This window comes from Vallitaleaceae bacterium 9-2 (assembly GCA_038396585.1).
Classification (GTDB): domain Bacteria; phylum Bacillota; class Clostridia; order Lachnospirales; family Vallitaleaceae; genus UBA1351.
On the sequence record CP121691.1, the window covers coordinates 792,039 to 811,415 of the forward strand.

Genomic DNA, 19,377 nt, shown 5'->3' on the forward strand with positions numbered 1-19,377 from the left:
GATTTATTCATGAGTACTATTCAAGAACAAGCAATTAACACGATACGCATTTTGTCCGCTGAGGGTGTGCAAAAAGCAAATTCAGGTCATCCGGGCTTACCTATGGGAGCAGCTCCTATGGCGTTTGAGTTATGGGCAAATCATATGAACCATAATCCGAAAAACCCACAATGGGATAACCGCGATCGTTTTATTCTTTCAGCAGGACATGGCTCAATGCTTGTGTATTCTTTATTGCACTTATTTGGATATGGATTAAAAATAGAAGATTTAAAAAACTTTAGACAGTGGGATTCATTAACACCAGGACACCCTGAGTTTGGTCATACAGTTGGTGTTGAGACAACAACAGGACCTTTAGGGGCTGGATTTGCAACAGGTATAGGAATGGCTATGGCTGAGGCGCATTTAGCATCAAAATTCAATAAAGAAAATTACCCAATTGTAGATCACTATATTTATTCAATTGTGGGTGATGGGTGTTTAATGGAAGGTGTAACTGCAGAAGCGGCATCTTTAGCAGGAACATTAGGTTTAGACAAATTTATTGCTCTTTATGACTCCAATAAAATTTCTATTGAAGGAAGTACCGACTTAGCCTTTACTGAAGACGTTGGAAAGCGTTTTGAAGCGTATCATTGGCAAGTATTGGAAGTGGAAGATGGTAATGACCCAGTTGCTATCGGAAAAGCAATTGAACAAGCAAAAGCAAATAAAACACAACCTTCATTAATTATTGTAAAGACAAAAATCGGTCATGGATGTCCGGCGAAAGAAGGAAAAGCCAGTGCACATGGAGAACCGTTAGGTCAAGAAAATTTAAATGCGGCTAAAGAAAATCTTGGCATGCCACTAGATAAGGAATTCTATGTATCAGAAGCGGTTCAAACCTATATTGATGAGCTGGCAGCCCAAGGCGATAAAAAAGAAGCTGCATGGAACGCACTTTTTGCTGAGTACAAAAAAAGCTATCCAGAATTAGCGGCACAATATGAAAAAGACATGTCAGGATTTATTGATGTGGATGCTCTTGATGCAGAAGATTTTTGGTCATTTGATGAAAAACCAAACGCAACACGTGCATCATCAGGCCAAGTTATTCAAAAATTAGTTAAAATCATTCCAAACCTTTTTGGAGGATCTGCAGACTTAGCTCCATCAACAAAAACATGGATGGATGATCAAGGTGAGTTTTCAAAAGAGAATTATGCAGGTAAAAACATCCATTTTGGTGTTCGAGAGTTAGCGATGACAGCCATGGGAAATGGTTTGGTACTTCATGGTGGACTCGTTTCCTTTACAAGTACATTCTTTGTGTTTAGTGATTATATGAAACCAATGATTCGTTTAGCTGCACTTATGGGCTTACCACATACATTTGTTTTAACACACGATAGCATAGGGGTAGGAGAAGATGGACCTACACACCAACCAATTGAACAATTGGCGTCATTACGAACAATACCAAACCTAGTAACATTTAGACCGGCAGATGCAAAAGAAGTGGCAGCAGGATGGTACTTTGCAGTAACTAACAAAAAGCAACCAACAGCTCTTGTATTAACACGACAAAATGTTGGCTTCTATGAAAAATCAGGAAAAGAAGCTCTCAAAGGTGGATATATCCTTATTGATTCAGAAAAAGCAACACCAGACGTGATTTTAATGGCGAGTGGTTCAGAAGTAGGACAAGTTGTTGAAGCGGCTGAGATTCTTAAAAAAGAAGGTATTGATGCTCGCGTTGTTAGTATGCCATCAATGGAGTTGTTTAATGCACAGTCAGCTGAATATAAAGAAAGCGTTCTGCCAAAAAGCGTTACAAAACGTGTGGCGATGGAAGCGGCAAGAACATTTGGCTGGTATCAATATGTGGGTCTAGAAGGAAAAGTCATAGGGCTTGATCGCTTTGGAGCATCTGCGCCAGGAGCCAAAGTCTATGAAGAATTAGGCATAACAACACAAGCTGTTGTAGATGCAGTAAAAGCTTTATAAGCTGAAGGAATAGGCAAAATATATAAAGAGTCAAACGTATCAAGAGCATCCATTTGGATGCTCTTTTTCCACGGTGTTTTCTGCTAAAGAGAACGAAGGGATGACTTGACTTTTTTTTTGAGAGCTTTATAATTAAGATGATTTGATATAAAATGGATTTAGAAATGAGGCGTTTTCATGTTAGATGTGTGTTTGTTAGGTACAGGAGGTATGATGCCTTTACCTTATAGATGGTTAACTTCTTTAATGACAAGGTACAATGGAAGTAACCTATTAATTGATTGTGGAGAAGGAACCCAAATTACGATGAAGCTTCAAGGGTGGAGCTTTAAAGATATCGATCAGATTTGTTTTACCCATTATCACGGAGATCATATCAGTGGTTTGCCCGGCTTGTTGCTGACAATCGGTAACTCAGAGCGAAAAAAACCCTTGCGACTCATTGGACCGAAAGGACTCAAGCGTGTTGTTAATGGTTTAAGAGTTATAGCACCTGAACTACCCTTTGAGATAGAATTTATTGAATTAACAGAAGACGTACAAACCATTCAAAGCAATGGTTATATCATTCAGGCATATAAAGTAAATCATAAAATTACTTGCTATGGATATACTTTAGAAATTCCCCGCAAAGGAAAGTTTGATGCGCAAAAAGCAAAAGCGTTAGATATTCCTCTACATTTTTGGTCACGCTTACAAAATGGAGAGACGATTTTAGATGGAGAAAAAACCTATACTCCAGATTTGGTTATGGGAGAAGAACGTAAAGGATTAAAAGTGACATATTGTACAGATACCCGACCGGTACAAAACATTATAGACAGTGCTAAAGATGCGGATTTGTTTATTTGCGAAGGTATGTATGGAGAAAAAGCGGAGCAGACGAACGCTGTACAATATAAACATATGACATTTGAAGAGGCAGCAACATTAGCTCAAAAAGCCAAAGTCAATGAATTATGGTTGACACATTTTAGTCCGGCACTGGTATACCCAAAAGAATTTTTACCTGAGGCAAAAAAAATATTTAAAAATACAAAAATTGGTAAAGATCGAATGACAAAGACATTAAAGTTTCAAGAATGATATTCAAGAGAATCGTATTTGTACCGATATATAAAGAAAGAAGCTATAACTGTTTGACATGTAACCACCGAAGAGAATGGGGGAATCAAGATGCGTAAAGTGCTACCTATTTTAATATTAGTTTTGGTTATTGGTGGAATTGTATATTATTATGGATTGCAAGGACGAGAAAATCAAGACAATGAAAGTTCAGGGATATTAACAGATGAGAGAATCCTTGAACTATCCCAATCAACAACAGAATTAGCCAACTTTATAAGTTCGGTTAAAGAAACACCTGAGCAGGTGGTTCGTACCAATTCGATTATTCGAAAAATGACATACAGTGGTGAATATAATGAGGCGGAAGTTGAAAGCCTGGTAAATATGCAGCGTATGTTGTTTCAAGAAGAATTATTGGAACATAACCCCAAAGAATTTCATCATATAATGATTCGCTCGGAACTAGAGCAGTGGGAAAAAGCAGAATTAAAGATTATAGGTTCGGAGTATTTGCCTGCAAAGTATCAGTCAGATGATACAGCCATTGTAAAAGTGATTTTTTATACCAATGATCCCAACAGAGATATCTATGCGCAGTACGTGTTAGTGAAAAATGCACTAGATCAATGGGAAATTAAAGGATGGATGGGTGCAGAACCTTTTGAAATTGTGAAATAAGGAGACTATATGAAAGACGTTACGATACTAGCAATAGAAACATCGTGTGATGAGACGGCAGCAGCAGTCGTTGTTAATGGACGCAAAGTACTATCGAATGTAATTTCATCGCAAATCGACACACACAAAAAATTTGGTGGAGTTGTTCCGGAGGTCGCTTCAAGAAAGCATATTGAAAAAATAGATATCGTTATCGATGAAGCCCTTGAAGAAGCAAACTGTACATTTGAAGATATAGATGCAATAGCAGTGACCTATGGTCCGGGGTTAGTTGGTGCGTTATTAGTAGGAGTGGCCCAAGCAAAAGCGTTAGCGTTTGCGTTGGATAAACCTTTAATTGGTGTCCATCATATAGAAGGACACATAGCAGCAAATTATATTGAGAATAAAACATTTGAACCGCCCTTTTTGTGCCTTGTCGTATCAGGAGGTCATACGCACTTGGTTCATGTGAAAAAATATGATGAATTCACGATCATAGGGAAAACGCGAGATGATGCCATTGGTGAAGCCTTTGACAAAGTGGCGCGTTCTATTGGTCTGGGCTATCCTGGAGGTCCCAAAATTGATCGGCTAGCTCCTGAAGGTGATGCAACATATATTGATTTTCCAAAAGCAAAAGTCGAAGGATATGATTTTAGCTTTAGTGGAGTCAAGTCTGCCGTATTAAATTACCTGAATCAATGTAAGATGAAAAATGAAGAAATTATCCCAAAGCATATTGCTGCATCTTTTCAACATGCGGTTGTTGAAGCCGTCGTTGAAAAAACCTTTTTAGCAGCTGATGCATTAAATATAGAAAAAGTTGCTATCGCTGGAGGGGTTGCAGCGAATTCGAAGCTACGTGAGCGCATGAGGCAAGAGTGCGCTGCGCGTAATATTCAATTGCAATATCCTTCGCCAATTCTTTGTACAGATAATGCGGCAATGATTGGAGCAGCAGCATATTATGATTTTATCAATGGACGAGAAGATGGAATGGACCTTAATGCAATACCCAACTTAAAATTAACAAATAAAAAAAGCGACTAGGTCGCTTTTTATTCTATAGGATATATAGATTATTCTGCTGCAGGAGCAGTAAATGTACGTTTTGCTAGTTCACCATCAAGGTTGAATAGAACTGCTGGATTATTGTCTGCTCTTTTTAACTTTTGAACATAGTTTTTAAATGTAGCCATTTCTTCAACTTGTTCATCTATAAACCATTTAAGAAAACTAATCGTTGCATGTTCCTTTTCGTCCATGGCAATATTCATCAAATGATAGATACGATCAGTGACAAATTTTTCGTGTTCCAAAGAATGTTCGAACAAGTCAACAATATTATCATAGTCAACTGGTGGGGTTTCAAAACCTTTCATAACGATTGTTGCGTCCATTTCATTGAGAAAATTAAAAAATTTCATTGCATGGAATTTTTCTTCTTCGGCTTGAACGATGAAAAAGTTTGCAAATCCGTCTAAATCTTGTGTGTACGCATAAGATGCAGCGGCAAGATAAAGATGAGATGAATAGAACTCATATTTTATTTGTTCATTAATTTCGTCAATTAATTTTTGGCTTAACATATTAATACCTCCATTTAATTTAATATTTTATTTATACTTACATAGAGTATTATAGCATAGATTCGTTAAAATAGAAAAGTAAAGAAGACAAAGGAGAAAACATATGCATATAAGTGTAATCATCCTTGCAGCAGGGAAAGGTCGCCGCATGGAACAAAATATAAACAAACAATTTTTAGAAGTTAATGGAAAGCCGATTCTAAGTTATACAATAGAAGCATTTGTTGCCCAAGAGGGGATTGATGAGATTGTATTAGTTATTAATCCTTTAGAAGAAAAGATGATTGAAACAAAGGTACTTGCTCACATAGAGGGAGAAAGAAAAAATAGAATACGTATTGCCTATGGAGGAAAAGAACGATATAACTCGGTATATAATGGGCTAATAGCATTAGATGAACAGTGTGAGGCTGTATTGATTCATGATGGAGCAAGACCGTTAATTTCTCGAGCAGTTATTGAAAAGACAATCCAAACACTTAAGAAACATGATGGATGTCTAGTGGGGGTCAAAGCAAAAGATACATATAAAATTGTCGGACCAACAATGGAAGTTAAACGTACAGTATGTCGGGATGAATTATTTCAGATACAGACACCTCAAGGTTTTAAAAAACATGTTATTCTTGAAGCCTATAAAAATGCAGGAGATAGCTTTAATAAAATTACCGATGATGGTATGATGGTAGAACAATTTACAGATTATAAAGTTATTGTAATTGAGGGAGAATACAGTAATATCAAGGTCACAACACCAGAAGATTTGGAGATTATGAAGACTTTGTTAAAAAAATGAGAAAAATATAACAAAAACTGTTGACAAGAGCTTAACGTATATGATATTATATCTTTCGTTGCCGAACAAGAACTTTAGAAAAGAAACAAATAATTAAGAAATAGCTTGACATTATATGATGTGTGTGATATCTTAATTAGGCGTTAAATAACAAGTGATTCATTGATATGGAGAGGTGTCCGAGTGGTTTAAGGAGCTGGTCTTGAAAACCAGTGACTCCGAAAGGGGCCGTGGGTTCGAATCCCACCTTCTCCGTTATCAAAACCACCAATGCATGGTGGTTTTGTTGTCTCATTGACAAATTAGCGCGTTTGGAGAAGTACCCAAGCGGCTGAAGGGGCTCGCCTGGAAAGTGAGTAGGTCGTTAATAGCGGCGCGAGGGTTCAAATCCCTCCTTCTCCGTTAGTTTTTAAGAAATTAAAAACTTCTTCAAAAAAGTTGTTGACACGGTCGGTGAGATATGATATTATAATCTTCGCTGACAAAAACAGCGAAACAGTAAAAAGTACAAAATGAACATTTGATAATTGAATAGTGAAGTAAACCAAGTTATACCAAACAATTCTTGAGAGATCAAGTAACAGTAATAGCGAACAGCTAGTGTTTAAGCGAGGATAAAAAACTTTTAATTTGAGAGTTTGATCCTGGCTCAGGATGAACGCTGGCGGCGTGCCTAACACATGCAAGTCGAGCGAGAAGGCTTTGACGGAATCTTCGGATGACGGATGAGCTGGAGAGCGGCGGACGGGTGAGTAACGCGTGGGTAACCTGCCCTATGGAGGGGGATAACTAAGAGAAATCTTAGCTAATACCGCATAAGCGCACAGTATCGCATGATACAGTGTGAAAAACTCCGGTGCCATAGGATGGACCCGCGTCAGATTAGCTAGTTGGTGAGATAAAAGCTCACCAAGGCGACGATCTGTAGCCGACCTGAGAGGGTGATCGGCCACATTGGGACTGAGACACGGCCCAAACTCCTACGGGAGGCAGCAGTGGGGGATATTGCACAATGGGCGAAAGCCTGATGCAGCAACGCCGCGTGAAGGAAGACGGTTTTCGGATTGTAAACTTCTATCAGCAGGGAAGAAAATGACGGTACCTGACTAAGAAGCCCCGGCTAACTACGTGCCAGCAGCCGCGGTAATACGTAGGGGGCAAGCGTTATCCGGAATTACTGGGTGTAAAGGGTACGTAGGCGGCCCATTAAGTCAGATGTGAAAGCCCGGAGCTCAACTCCGGGATTGCATTTGAAACTGGTGGGCTAGAGTACAGGAGAGGAAAGTGGAATTCCTAGTGTAGCGGTGAAATGCGTAGATATTAGGAAGAACACCAGTGGCGAAGGCGGCTTTCTGGACTGTAACTGACGCTGAGGTACGAAAGCGTGGGGAGCGAACAGGATTAGATACCCTGGTAGTCCACGCCGTAAACGATGAATGCTAGGTGTCGGGAGTCGAATCTCGGTGCCGCAGTTAACGCAATAAGCATTCCACCTGGGGAGTACGGTCGCAAGACTGAAACTCAAAGGAATTGACGGGGGCCCGCACAAGCGGTGGAGCATGTGGTTTAATTCGAAGCAACGCGAAGAACCTTACCAAATCTTGACATCCTTCTGACCGTCTTTTAATCGAGACTTTCCTTCGGGACAGAAGTGACAGGTGGTGCATGGTTGTCGTCAGCTCGTGTCGTGAGATGTTGGGTTAAGTCCCGCAACGAGCGCAACCCTTATCTTTAGTAGCCAGCATTTCGGATGGGAACTCTAGAGAGACTGCCGGGGATAACTCGGAGGAAGGTGGGGATGACGTCAAATCATCATGCCCCTTATGATTTGGGCTACACACGTGCTACAATGGCGGATACAAAGAGAAGCGACAGGGTGACCTTAAGCAAACCTCATAAAGTCCGTCCCAGTTCGGATTGTAGTCTGCAACTCGACTACATGAAGTTGGAATCGCTAGTAATCGCAGATCAGAATGCTGCGGTGAATACGTTCCCGGGCCTTGTACACACCGCCCGTCACACCATGGAAGTTGGAAGCGCCCAACGCCAGTGACCCAACCGTAAGGAGGGAGCTGTCTAAGGCGAAATCAATGACTAGGGTGAAGTCGTAACAAGGTAGCCGTATCGGAAGGTGCGGCTGGATCACCTCCTTTCTAAGGAAGAACTTAGACCTGAGGGTTTAAGATGAGCAGCAGAGACTGCCGTCGTGGTAACGACGTCAAAAAACATACAACAAGCCGAAAGGCAACTCGCAAACACGGTAGAGCGAGATTTACTTCACTATTGAGTTATTAAAGTGACTTACAATTTAATAACATACCTATAATTTTTCATAGAAAAATTTAGTTGGAAAACTTGCCTAACACTGTTTGCAAGCAAACAGAAACGGCACAAAGATTTTCCTGCGGAAAACTTTTAGGTGGTGATGCGTCCTCGGGAAACACCCGTTCCCATACCGAACACGATGGTTAAGCCTTGGACGGCCGATGGTACTTGGTTGGTAACGACCTGGGAGAGTAGGTGGCTGCCTATTTATTTAAAAAAATATAGACATTCTAACTGGGGCGCATAGCTCAGCCGGTTAGAGCGCACGCCTGATAAGCGTGAGGTCGGTGGTTCGAGTCCACTTGTGCCCACTGCATCATATAGTATGATGTAATAAAGTATTTCATGAACATTGAAAACTACATATCGAAAAGTCAAAATAAACAAACCTATTTATTTAATAACGAAGGTTTATACGTAAACCGAAATTAAGAATAGAAAAGAACCAAAGAGCATACACAATTGTATTAAACTCTTAAGCAAGCTACGTTCAAGCTAATAAGAGCATAGGGTGGATGCCTTGGCACTAGGAGCCGAAGAAGGTCGTGATAAGCTGCGAAAAGCTTTGGGGAGGCGCAAATAGCCATTGATCCAGAGATTACCGAATGGGGAAACCTGGCTGGGAAGATCCCAGTTACTACTGAGTGAATACATAGCTTAGTAGGGGGAACCCGGGGAACTGAAACATCTAAGTACCCGGAGGAAGAGAAAGAAACATCGATTTCCTAAGTAGCGGCGAGCGAAAGGGAAAGAGGCCAAACCTGTGAACCTAGTTCATAGGGGTTCGGACTGCAGACGGTATTAACAAAGATTAGTCGAAATGTTTTGGAAGAGCATGTCAAAGAGGGTGAGAACCCCGTAGACGAAAGTTTGAGTTAGCCAGCAGGATCCAGAGTAGCGCGAGACACGAGAAACCTTGCGTGAATGAGCGGGGACCACCCCGTAAGCCTAAATACTACCTAGTGACCGATAGCGCATAGTACTGTGAAGGAAAGGTGAAAAGAACCCCGGGAGGGGAGTGAAAGAGAACCTGAAACCCTATGTTTACAAGCAGTCGAAGCACGTTAAAGTGCGACGGCGTACTTTTTGTAGAACGGTCCGGCGAGTTACGATTGCAGGCAAGGTTAAGCATTAAAGATGTGGAGCCGAAGGGAAACCAAGTCTTAATAGGGCGTCAAGTCAGTAGTCGTAGACCCGAAACCGGGTGACCTATCCATGTGCAGGTTGAAGTTACCGTAAAAGGTAATGGAGGACCGAACTCACATCTGTTGAAAAAGGTGGAGATGACGTGTGGATAGCGGAGAAATTCCAATCGAACCCGGAGATAGCTGGTTCTCCTCGAAATAGCTTTAGGGCTAGCCTTGATTTAGTCTAATGGAGGTAGAGCACTGAATTGCCTAGGGGGCTTCACAGCTTACCGAAGCATATCAAACTCCGAATGCCATATAGATGATGATCAGGAGTCAGACTATCGGAGATAAGTTCGATAGTCAAAAGGGAAAGAGCCCAGACCACCAGCTAAGGTCCCAAAGTGCGTGTTAAGTGGAAAAGGATGTGAGATTTCGAAGACAACTAGGATGTTGGCTTAGAAGCAGCCATGCATTCAAAGAGTGCGTAATAGCTCACTAGTCGAGAGGTCTTGCGCCGAAAATGTCCGGGGCTAAAACACGCCACCGAAGCTGTGGATTGGTACGTAAGTATCAGTGGTAGAGGAGCATTCTTAGATTGGAGAAGCTGTACCGTAAGGAGCAGTGGAGAGCTAAGAAGAGAGAATGCCGGAATGAGTAGCGAGAGAGAAGTGAGAATCTTCTCGGCCGAATATCTAAGGTTTCCAGAGTAAAGCTGATCTTCTCTGGGTAAGTCGGGACCTAAGGTGAGGGCGAAAGCCGTAGCCGATGGACAACTAGTTGAAATTCTAGTACCGCATATAAACAGAACTGTGGGGACGCAGGAGGATAACAAGAGCCAGGAAAGGAAAAACTGGTGCAAGCACAAAGGCCGTTGGATAGGCAAATCCGTCCAACTTAAGGTTGAAGTGTGACGCGGATCGAATTAAAGTAGAGAAGCTTGTGAATCCATACTGCCAAGAAAAGCCGCTATTGTTTTATATGTGCCCGTACCGCAAACCGACACAGGTAGATGAGGAGAGAATCCTAAGGCCGACGGGAGAAGCGTTGTTAAGGAACTCGGCAAAATGACCCCGTAACTTCGGGAGAAGGGGTGCCATCTTCGGATGGCCGCAGAGAATAGGCCCAAGCGACTGTTTAGCAAAAACACAGGTCTCTGCAAAACCGAAAGGTGAAGTATAGGGGCTGACGCCTGCCCGGTGCTGGAAGGTTAAGGGGAAGGATTAGCGTAAGCGAAGTCTAGAACTTAAGCCCCAGTAAACGGCGGCCGTAACTATAACGGTCCTAAGGTAGCGAAATTCCTTGTCGGGTAAGTTCCGACCCGCACGAAAGGCGTAACGATTTGGGCACTGTCTCGACAACGCGCCCGGTGAAGTTGTAGTACCGGTGAAGATGCCGGTTACCCGCGACAGGACGGAAAGACCCCATGGAGCTTTACTCTAGCTTGATATTGGGATTCGATGTTACATGTACAGGATAGGAGGGAGGCTTTGAAGCGAGGACGCCAGTCTTCGTGGAGCCACTGTTGGGATACCTCTCTTGTAATATTGGATTTCTAACCTAGCACCCTAAACGGGTGTGGGGACACTGTCAGGTGGGGAGTTTGACTGGGGCGGTCGCCTCCGAAAGTGTATCGGAGGCGCTCAAAGGTCTTCTCAGAATGGTTGGAAATCATTCGCAGAGTGCAAAGGCATAAGAAGGCTTGACTGTGACACCGACGGGTGGAGCAGGTAGGAAACTAGGACTTAGTGATCCGGTGGTATGAAAGTGGGATTGCCATCGCTCAACGGATAAAAGCTACCCTGGGGATAACAGGCTTATCACTCCCAAGAGTTCACATCGACGGAGTGGTTTGGCACCTCGATGTCGGCTCATCGCATCCTGGGGCTGTATTCGGTCCCAAGGGTTGGGCTGTTCGCCCATTAAAGCGGTACGCGAGCTGGGTTCAGAACGTCGTGAGACAGTTCGGTCCCTATCCGTCGTGGGCGCAAGATATTTGAGAGGAGCTGTCCTTAGTACGAGAGGACCGGGATGGACTGACCGCTGGTGTATCTGTTGTCTTACCAAAGGCATAGCAGAGTAGCCAAGTCGGGAAGGGATAAACGCTGAAGGCATCTAAGCGTGAAGCCCCCCTCAAGATAAGATATCTCATCCTTAATGGAGTAAGATCCCTGGAAGACGACCAGGTTGATAGGCTAGGTGTGTAAGCATGGTAACATGTTCAGCTGACTAGTACTAATAGATCGAGGGCTTGAACCAAAGCGAGCTTAAGAGTTTTAATAGAGTTGTGTATGAAGTGAAGTTTGACTTTAGAATGTAGAAGATTTTAGATAATAGTCCTCAATAGCTCAATGGTAGAGCACTCGGCTGTTAACCGAGGGGTTGTTGGTTCGAGTCCAACTTGGGGAGTTTAATAAGGCCCGTTGGTCAAGCGGTTAAGACACCGCCCTTTCACGGCGGTAACAGGGGTTCGATTCCCCTACGGGTCATTTTAAAATATATTATATGCTAACGTAGCTCAATTCTATCAGTGAACTGAGCATAGCGAAGGCACACGTGGGCAGACTGGCTCTGCCGTCAAGTAATTTCATATGCCGACGTGGCTCAATTGGCAGAGCAGCTGACTTGTAATCAGCAGGTTATCGGTTCGAGTCCGATCGTCGGCTTTATATAAAATTATAATAAAGTAGATGGGGGCCATTAGCTCAGTTGGTCAGAGCATCCGGCTCATAACCGGAGAGTCCGGGGTTCGAGTCCCTGATGGCCCATTTATATTTTATATTTAAATTGCATGGCCCAGTGGCTCAGTTGGTTAGAGCGCCGGCCTGTCACGCCGGAGGTCGAGGGTTCGAGTCCCTTCTGGGTCGCTAGTAAACTTACTTGCGAGACTTCATAAAAAGTGATATAGTAGTTAAGTGAGTTTATCATTATCCCAGGGCGCATAGCTCAGCTGGGAGAGCACCTGCCTTACAAGCAGGGGGTCACAGGTTCGAGCCCTGTTGCGCCCATTTAATTAAATATTATGCCCGAGTGGCGGAATTGGCAGACGCACAGGACTTAAAATCCTGCGATGTAAAAATCGTACCGGTTCGATTCCGGTCTCGGGCACACACTCAATATGTGCGCATAGCTCAGCTGGATAGAGCGTCTGGCTACGGACCAGAAGGCCGAGGGTTCAAATCCTTCTGCGCACGCTAGAATAAAAATCTATATCATTGGATATAGATTTTTTTTGTCTTAGAATACACTTATGTGGTATTATATTTCTAAGGAAAGAACATAAAATCATAAGTTAGGAGGGATAGCGTGGAAGGTTATGAAGAAAAATTAGAATTTCTAGAAAAATTGTTACAAGAAAAACGATTTACAGAACTAAAAGAATACCTTGTAAATATGATGCCTGCAGATATTGCAGAGTTTATCGATACAATGAAGCCAACCGAAGCTTTAATTGTGTACAGATTGCTATCGAAAACTGAAGCTGTCGAAGTATTTCCCCTTATTGATATGGAAAGACAAAAAGAAATAACCTCGCTAATTAGTGAAGAAGAGCTAAAAGCCATTGTAGATGAGATGTTTTTTGATGATATGATGGATTTATTGGGAGAAGTTCCTGCCAATATTGTAAAAAAGATTTTGAAAAATACGACACAAAAGCAACGAACATTAATTAATCAATTTTTAAAATATCCAGAAGAATCTGCAGGAAGCTTGATGACAATCGAGTTTGTAGATTTGCATAAAAAAATGAATGCACAGGAAGCGATGACACGCATCCGTAAGACTGGACTAGATAAAGAAACCATATATACCTGTTATGTTATGGCAGAACATAGAGAACTTGAAGGGATTGTATCGCTCAAGAACCTTGTGTTGGCTCAAGAAGATGAATTGGTCGAAAATTTGATGACAGATGAATTTATTAGTGTAAATACTCATGATGATCAAGAGTATATTGCTGAAATCTTTAAAAAATATGATTTGCTCTCAGTTCCTGTTGTGGATAATGAACGTCGTTTAGTAGGAATAATAACGATTGATGATATCGTAGATGTCATTGAAGAAGAAACAACAGAGGACTTCCAGTTAATGGCTGCCATTGCACCTTCAGATGATGAGTATATGTCGATGTCTGCTTTTACGTTGGCAAAAAAAAGAATTGTTTGGTTGGTTGTTTTGATGTTTTCGGCGACAATTTCTCAATTAATTACAGATAAGCATAGCTATTTAACAGCACAATTTACCGTTTTAGTTGGTGTCATGCCTATGCTCATGAGCACAGGGGGAAATGCTGGTGCTCAATCTTCTACGCTTGTTATTCGAGGGCTAACTCTTGGAGATATCAAATTTAGTGATTTATTTAAAGTCATATGGAAAGAAATCCGTGTTGGGATAATTATAGGTGTTACGCTAGGGTTCTTGAATTTCTTACGTATTATGCTCTTTAGTCAAGATATTAAACTTGCGATTATTGTAGGATTGACATTAATTGGAACGACAACAATGGCGGCATTGATGGGAGGAATCCTTCCAATTGTGGCTAAAAAAGCAAAATTAGATCCAGCAATTATGGCAAGCCCATTAATAACAACCATAACAGATGCAACAACACTCTTAATATTTTTTACCATTGCAGCATGGATCTTTTTAGGTATATAAGGCTCGCATCATAAACATATTGTGTAATCTGTATTTTGTGGTATAATAAACTTAATGTATAGAAATTAACAATAATGGTTTCATATCTTAGGTAGTACTATCCCAAGTTATCTAAAGTAATATTCAAAGATAATATATCCCTGTGATTAAAATTGAATTGCGATTTTTCATGCGTTATATTTGTGAAATGAAGTATGGAACTAAATAGGAGGATAAAATTGAAAACGAACTATTCGAAGATGAAGGTTGCACAGTTGCGTGAAATAGCCACGGAATTAGGTATACTTGATGTTAAAAACTTTAAAAAGGTTGAATTGGTTCAATTATTAGCTGAAATTGAACTGAAAAATGAAGAAAAGAAGGCTAAACGTAAGTCAACAAGAGAATATGAAACGCGTGAATTAAATTATTCAGAGATTTCACAAGCAAACGAAGAGAAAAAGAGCAAAGAAAAAAGAGAAGAAATAAACGAAGAGACCGTACAGGAGCCTGCACAAGAAGCTGCTCCACAAAAATCTGTTCATAAGACGCCGGCAAAATCAAAGTCAAGTAATGCATTAGATAGCGGTGAAGTTGCCCAAGGGATATTAGAAGTACTTCCAGATGGTTTTGGATTTATTCGAAGCGATAACTATATGCCTGGTGAAGATGATGTATATGTGTCTCCGTCTCAAATACGACGCTTTAGTTTAAGAACGGGAGATATTATAGAAGGTAATATTCGTATACCTAAAGAAAAGGAAAAATTCAGAGCTCTATTATTTGTTAAGTCAGTTAATGGAGATGACCCTGGGAAAGCAGCTGTACGCCCTAAGTTCGAAGAATTAACGCCTATTTTCCCAAATGAACGGTTGAATTTAAATACACGTTCCGATGATTATGCACTGCGCCTAATGGATTTTATTGCTCCTATCGGAAAAGGGCAGCGTGGGATGATTGTCTCACCTCCAAAAGCTGGTAAGACAACACTCATTAAAAAAGTTGCCAATGCGATTACAAAAAATCATCCGGATGTAGGATTGATTGTATTACTTATTGATGAGCGACCGGAAGAAGTTACCGATATACGACGCTCTATATTAGGAAAAAATGTTGAGGTTATTCATTCAACATTCGATGAGCTTCCAGAGCACCATAAACGAGTATCTGAGATGGTGCTTGCACGAGCAAAGCGAATGGTCGAACAAAAAAAAGACCTTGTGATATTGCTAGATAGCATCACGCGATTGGCGCGAGCGTATAACTTAATTATTCCACCAAGTGGAAGAACCCTCTCTGGTGGTTTGGATCCTGCAGCGCTTCATATGCCGAAGAAATTTTTTGGCGCAGCTAGAAATATCGAAGAAGGCGGTTCCCTTACTATTTTAGCAACTGCACTTGTAGAAACCGGAAGTAAAATGGATGATGTTGTTTTTGAAGAGTTTAAAGGAACAGGAAACATGGAACTGGTTCTTGATCGAAAACTTCAAGAAAAACGTATTTTCCCAGCTATTGATGTGAGTAAGTCTGGAACACGACGTGAAGACCTATTGTATAGTGAGATGGAGTTAGAAGCTGTTAATAAGCTTCGAAAAGTTTCTTCAAATATGCGAGCAGAAGATGTTATTGATAGTATGCTAAAAGTTTTTGTTGATACAAATAGTAATGAAGAATATGCGCATAAATTATCGAAAAATATATTGAATAATTATTAGATATATATTGCAATGATGGAGTCAGTATGATATAATGTGTAGGCTGTCTAGATGGACAAGAATTCATCAGACGAGAGTCTAATAGTTTAGAAGTAATGTATGAAAGAGGTGAAAAGAATGAGAGAAGGAATTCATCCAGAATATCATCAAGCAACTGTAAAATGCAACTGTGGAAATGAATTTGTTACAGGTTCAACAAAAGAAGCAATTCATACAGAAATCTGTTCAAAATGTCATCCGTTCTACACTGGACAACAAAAATCTGTTCAAGCGCGTGGACGTATTGATCGATTTAATCGTAAATATGGTATTAAAAATGACAATGAATAATATTAAGTTGAGGGCAACCTCAACTTTTTGTTTTAATATAAAGAATTTAACTGTATAAGCATAGCTTTATTTTTTTTAGAGTTCGGTATATAATAGAAGAAGTATTCAAATGTTTATTATATAGAAATGGAAGTGAAAATATGAAGGATAAGAAGCCAAGCGTAGGTGGACAAGCAGTCATTGAAGGCGTTATGATGCGAAATGATGACCTCTATGCTGTAGCTGTTCGCAAGCCGGATAAAGAGATCATCGTAGAAGAGATGCATCATAAAAGCTTTACAAAACGAAACAAGATATTGGGACTTCCTTTTGTTCGAGGGATTGTTGCATTTGTTGAATCCCTTGTCATGGGAATGAAGATATTAACTTTTTCAGCCGAATTTTTTGAGGTTGAAGATGAACAGGAAAAAGAGTCAAAATTTGATCAATGGATTAATAAGGTTTTTAAGGACAAGGCGAATGATGTATTTATCATGATTTCCGTTGTCCTTGCCCTTGTGATGTCCATCGGCTTATTTGTATTATTGCCTTTGGGATTATCCCATGTAATGAAACCGATACTTCCTTCGGATCAATGGGTGAATTTTGCAGATGGTATTATTCGCGTTGTGGTCTTGATAACATATATTGTGTTGATATCAAAAATGAAGGATATTCAGAGAGTGTTTCAATATCACGGTGCCGAACATAAATCGATTCATTGTTATGAATGCGGTTTAGAATTGACAGTAGAAAATGCGAAGAAGCAGACGCGTTTACATAAGCGATGTGGAACGAGTTTTTTACTTTACATCGTAGTTATTAGTGTTTTTGTGTTAACGGTTATTAATGCACAGACATTAGCTCATCGACTCGTGGTGCGTTTGGTTATGTTACCCGTTATTGCTGGAATATCATATGAAGTATTAAAGTTTTTAGGAAAAAGCCAATCAAAGATACTTGATGTCTTTACTAAACCTGGACTTTTACTACAAAAGCTAACAACGGCAGAACCGGATGACAGCCAATTGGAAGTTGCACTTATAGCATTAAAAAGCGTATTAAAAAATACAGATGAAGTGAAAGTAGATACGACTGAAAAAAAGATAAAGGATACAAGCATTGAAGATATATCAAGTACACCAATTACTTAAATATGGGCAGGAACAATTGGATAATGCGGGAATAGAAAAGATAGAGGCACGATTGCTCCTTGAATATGTTCTTAAAGTTGATTTTACAACGTTGGTTTTTAAATACAATGAAACCATTGATGAGGTAACTATACAGACATATTTATCTTATATTCATGAGCGGATAAAAGGTATTCCGTTACAGTATATTACCCATGAACAACATTTTATGGAACATAAATTTTATGTGGATTCAGCTGTGCTTATTCCTCGCCCAGAAACAGAAATGCTGGTAGAATTATGTATTAGTAATATTTTACATGCCATTTATCAAGGGCAAAAAAAAATAAGAGTACTTGATATGTGTACGGGAAGTGGATGTATCATAATAAGTATTGCAGCAGCATTACATAAAAAGTATCCAAAAATTGATTTTGAATGGGTCGGTGTGGATATTCAAGAGGATGCACTTAAGGTGAGCAAAAGAAATGAGCAAAGTATTCTGGGGGAATCAATGATTTCTTGGATGCAAAGCGATCTCTATACGCATATTGATGCGGCAAAGTCTTTTGATATTATTGTGTCAAATCCTCCATATATTCCTCATGGTCAACTGCAAGAGCTTATGACGGAAGTAAGAGAATATGAGCCAATGGTTGCACTTGATGGTGGGCGTGATGGACTTAGCTTTTACCGTCGAATCATAGAGGATAGTTTTGTACGTATAAGCAATGGCGGAATGTTGCTTTTTGAAATTGGACATGGACAGATGCAAGCAATAAAGGCAATCATGGAAGCAAATGGATTTCAGAATATACAAGAAATTAATGATATGGCTGGTCTTGAGAGAATAATTTCAGGTACTAAGAAATAAATTTAAGAGGTGAAAAAATGTTAGATCAATTAGATGGAATTATTGACAGATACGAATTTTTATCTGCGCAAATTAATGATGCAGATGTTATTGCAGATCAAAAGCAATGGCAACAATATATGAAAGAACACTCGGATTTGACGCCTGTGGTTGAAAAATACAAAGCGTATAAGGCAAATGAGGAGACCATTCAAGAATCACTTGAAATGTTAAAAGAGTCAGATCCAGAAATTGTTGAGTTAGCCAAAGAAGAGTTATCTGCTGCAAGGGAAGAATTAAAAAACAATGAAGCAGAACTTAAAAAGCTATTGTTGCCAAAAGATCCTAATGATGACAAAAATGTTATTGTTGAAATTCGTGCTGGAGCAGGTGGAGATGAAGCGGCTTTGTTTGCTGCTGAGTTATATCGGATGTACACACGTTTTGCTGAACGAAGTCGATGGAAAGTGGACCTTATGAACCTCAATGAAAGTGGTGTAGGTGGATTTAAAGAGGTTGTCTTTTCAATTCAAGGGCAAGGTGCATATTCGAAATTAAAATTTGAAAGTGGTGTACATCGTGTGCAACGTGTGCCGGTGACTGAATCAGGTGGACGAATTCATACATCAACAGTAACAGTTGCGGTGTTACCTGAAGTTGAAGATGTAGAAGTTGATATCGATCAAAATGATTTGCGAATTGATGTGTTTAGGTCTTCAGGTAATGGAGGACAAAGTGTAAACACAACCGATTCAGCGGTTCGAATCACCCACTTACCGACAGGACTTGTTGTCTCTTGCCAAGATGGAAAATCACAGCTTAAAAACCGCGATCAAGCGATGAAAGTACTTCGTTCTCGATTATACGATATGGAACTTGAAAAACAGCAAAGCGAATTGGCAGAAGATCGTCGAAGTCAGGTGGGAACAGGAGATCGTAGCGAAAAAATACGTACATATAATTTTCCTCAAGGACGTGTAACGGATCATCGTATCAAACTAACACTACATAAACTAGATACGATTTTAGATGGAGACATATACGACATTATCGATAGTTTAAATACAGCAGATCAAGCTGAGAAAATGAAATCAATGGAAAACAATTAAAAAATAAGCTGTACACTCATTCGAACTATCCGAGTTGGTGTACAGCTTATTTTTTATTGAAAA

The 19,377-nt window shown here is 40.3% G+C and carries 12 protein-coding genes, 11 tRNA genes and 3 rRNA genes; 25 read left to right on the forward strand and 1 reads right to left on the reverse strand.

Annotated elements, in window-relative coordinates:
• The first annotated feature begins 9 nt into the window (after positions 1-9).
• The 4 genes from tkt (at position 10) to tsaD (ending at position 4,770) form a co-directional block, all read left to right on the forward strand.
• On the forward strand, positions 10-1,992 hold the full coding sequence (gene tkt, locus QBE53_03700) for a transketolase (protein ID WZL82226.1): 1,983 nt from the start codon (positions 10-12) through the stop codon (positions 1,990-1,992).
• A 177-nt stretch (positions 1,993-2,169) separates the two neighbouring features.
• The gene (locus QBE53_03705; GenBank protein ID WZL82227.1) at positions 2,170-3,078 is read left to right on the forward strand and encodes a ribonuclease Z; all 909 of its coding nucleotides are present in this window, start codon (positions 2,170-2,172) and stop codon (positions 3,076-3,078) included.
• 90 nt (positions 3,079-3,168) lie between these two features.
• Positions 3,169-3,738, forward strand: a complete 570-nt coding sequence (locus QBE53_03710; GenBank protein ID WZL82228.1) for a hypothetical protein — start codon at positions 3,169-3,171, stop codon at positions 3,736-3,738.
• A gap of 9 nt (positions 3,739-3,747) precedes the next feature.
• Positions 3,748-4,770: a tRNA (adenosine(37)-N6)-threonylcarbamoyltransferase complex transferase subunit TsaD gene (gene tsaD, locus QBE53_03715; GenBank protein ID WZL82229.1), complete on the forward strand. Its 1,023-nt coding sequence runs from the start codon at positions 3,748-3,750 to the stop codon at positions 4,768-4,770.
• Between the two features lie 29 nt (positions 4,771-4,799).
• Here the strand turns inward: tsaD and QBE53_03720 are convergent, their stop codons facing one another.
• Positions 4,800-5,309, reverse strand: coding sequence for a ferritin (locus tag QBE53_03720; protein ID WZL82230.1), 510 nt, complete (start codon positions 5,307-5,309; stop codon positions 4,800-4,802).
• 103 nt (positions 5,310-5,412) lie between these two features.
• Between QBE53_03720 and ispD the strand changes: the two genes are divergently transcribed.
• From ispD to prfA, 21 genes are all read left to right on the forward strand, one after another.
• Positions 5,413-6,105, forward strand: coding sequence for a 2-C-methyl-D-erythritol 4-phosphate cytidylyltransferase (gene ispD, locus QBE53_03725; GenBank protein ID WZL82231.1), 693 nt, complete (start codon positions 5,413-5,415; stop codon positions 6,103-6,105).
• A gap of 169 nt (positions 6,106-6,274) precedes the next feature.
• A tRNA-Ser gene (locus QBE53_03730) sits at positions 6,275-6,360 on the forward strand.
• A gap of 58 nt (positions 6,361-6,418) precedes the next feature.
• Positions 6,419-6,507, forward strand: a tRNA-Ser gene (locus QBE53_03735).
• A 224-nt stretch (positions 6,508-6,731) separates the two neighbouring features.
• Positions 6,732-8,258 (forward strand): 16S ribosomal RNA (locus QBE53_03740).
• A gap of 262 nt (positions 8,259-8,520) precedes the next feature.
• A 5S ribosomal RNA gene (rrf, locus tag QBE53_03745) occupies positions 8,521-8,638 on the forward strand.
• Positions 8,639-8,667: 29 nt separating this feature from the next.
• A tRNA-Ile gene (locus tag QBE53_03750) sits at positions 8,668-8,741 on the forward strand.
• Positions 8,742-8,918: 177 nt separating this feature from the next.
• A 23S ribosomal RNA gene (locus tag QBE53_03755) occupies positions 8,919-11,816 on the forward strand.
• The 16S, 23S and 5S rRNA genes sit together here with 11 tRNA genes alongside, the layout of an rRNA operon.
• 78 nt (positions 11,817-11,894) lie before the next feature.
• Positions 11,895-11,966: transfer RNA gene (locus tag QBE53_03760), tRNA-Asn, on the forward strand.
• An 8-nt stretch (positions 11,967-11,974) separates the two neighbouring features.
• Positions 11,975-12,046 (forward strand) — tRNA-Glu (locus tag QBE53_03765).
• 104 nt (positions 12,047-12,150) lie between these two features.
• Positions 12,151-12,223: transfer RNA gene (locus QBE53_03770), tRNA-Thr, on the forward strand.
• Positions 12,224-12,251: 28 nt separating this feature from the next.
• Positions 12,252-12,325: transfer RNA gene (locus QBE53_03775), tRNA-Ile, on the forward strand.
• A 25-nt stretch (positions 12,326-12,350) separates the two neighbouring features.
• Positions 12,351-12,424: transfer RNA gene (locus QBE53_03780), tRNA-Asp, on the forward strand.
• Positions 12,425-12,492: 68 nt separating this feature from the next.
• Positions 12,493-12,565: transfer RNA gene (locus QBE53_03785), tRNA-Val, on the forward strand.
• Between the two features lie 16 nt (positions 12,566-12,581).
• A tRNA-Leu gene (locus tag QBE53_03790) sits at positions 12,582-12,665 on the forward strand.
• A gap of 12 nt (positions 12,666-12,677) precedes the next feature.
• A tRNA-Arg gene (locus tag QBE53_03795) sits at positions 12,678-12,751 on the forward strand.
• A gap of 112 nt (positions 12,752-12,863) precedes the next feature.
• Positions 12,864-14,216 (forward strand): magnesium transporter, encoded by a 1,353-nt coding sequence (gene mgtE / locus QBE53_03800; GenBank protein WZL82232.1) that lies wholly within the window; start codon positions 12,864-12,866, stop codon positions 14,214-14,216.
• Positions 14,217-14,434: 218 nt separating this feature from the next.
• Positions 14,435-15,910: a transcription termination factor Rho gene (gene rho / locus QBE53_03805; protein WZL82233.1), complete on the forward strand. Its 1,476-nt coding sequence runs from the start codon at positions 14,435-14,437 to the stop codon at positions 15,908-15,910.
• Between the two features lie 117 nt (positions 15,911-16,027).
• The gene (gene rpmE / locus QBE53_03810) at positions 16,028-16,240 is read left to right on the forward strand and encodes a 50S ribosomal protein L31 (GenBank protein WZL82234.1); all 213 of its coding nucleotides are present in this window, start codon (positions 16,028-16,030) and stop codon (positions 16,238-16,240) included.
• A gap of 140 nt (positions 16,241-16,380) precedes the next feature.
• A complete protein-coding gene (locus tag QBE53_03815; protein ID WZL82235.1) occupies positions 16,381-17,373 on the forward strand; it encodes a DUF1385 domain-containing protein in 993 nt (330 codons plus the stop codon).
• The gene (prmC, locus tag QBE53_03820; protein WZL82236.1) at positions 17,342-18,226 is read left to right on the forward strand and encodes a peptide chain release factor N(5)-glutamine methyltransferase; all 885 of its coding nucleotides are present in this window, start codon (positions 17,342-17,344) and stop codon (positions 18,224-18,226) included. Before QBE53_03815 ends, prmC begins: the two co-directional genes overlap by 32 nt.
• Positions 18,227-18,243: 17 nt before the next feature.
• Entirely contained in the window at positions 18,244-19,314 is a 1,071-nt protein-coding gene (prfA, locus tag QBE53_03825; protein WZL82237.1) for a peptide chain release factor 1, read from the forward strand.
• Positions 19,315-19,377 lie beyond the last annotated feature (63 nt).

What these genes read in the sequence shown, in the direction of transcription:
- tkt (WZL82226.1), top strand. Translation starts at nt 10, where the DNA reads ATGAGTACTATTCAAGAACAAGCAATTAACACGATACGCATTTTGTCC.
- QBE53_03705 (WZL82227.1), top strand. Translation starts at nt 2,170, where the DNA reads ATGTTAGATGTGTGTTTGTTAGGTACAGGAGGTATGATGCCTTTACCT.
- QBE53_03710 (WZL82228.1), top strand. Translation starts at nt 3,169, where the DNA reads ATGCGTAAAGTGCTACCTATTTTAATATTAGTTTTGGTTATTGGTGGA.
- tsaD (WZL82229.1), top strand. Translation starts at nt 3,748, where the DNA reads ATGAAAGACGTTACGATACTAGCAATAGAAACATCGTGTGATGAGACG.
- QBE53_03720 (WZL82230.1), bottom strand. Translation starts at nt 5,309, where the DNA reads ATGTTAAGCCAAAAATTAATTGACGAAATTAATGAACAAATAAAATAT.
- ispD (WZL82231.1), top strand. Translation starts at nt 5,413, where the DNA reads ATGCATATAAGTGTAATCATCCTTGCAGCAGGGAAAGGTCGCCGCATG.
- rpmE (WZL82234.1), top strand. Translation starts at nt 16,028, where the DNA reads ATGAGAGAAGGAATTCATCCAGAATATCATCAAGCAACTGTAAAATGC.
- QBE53_03815 (WZL82235.1), top strand. Translation starts at nt 16,381, where the DNA reads ATGAAGGATAAGAAGCCAAGCGTAGGTGGACAAGCAGTCATTGAAGGC.
- prfA (WZL82237.1), top strand. Translation starts at nt 18,244, where the DNA reads ATGTTAGATCAATTAGATGGAATTATTGACAGATACGAATTTTTATCT.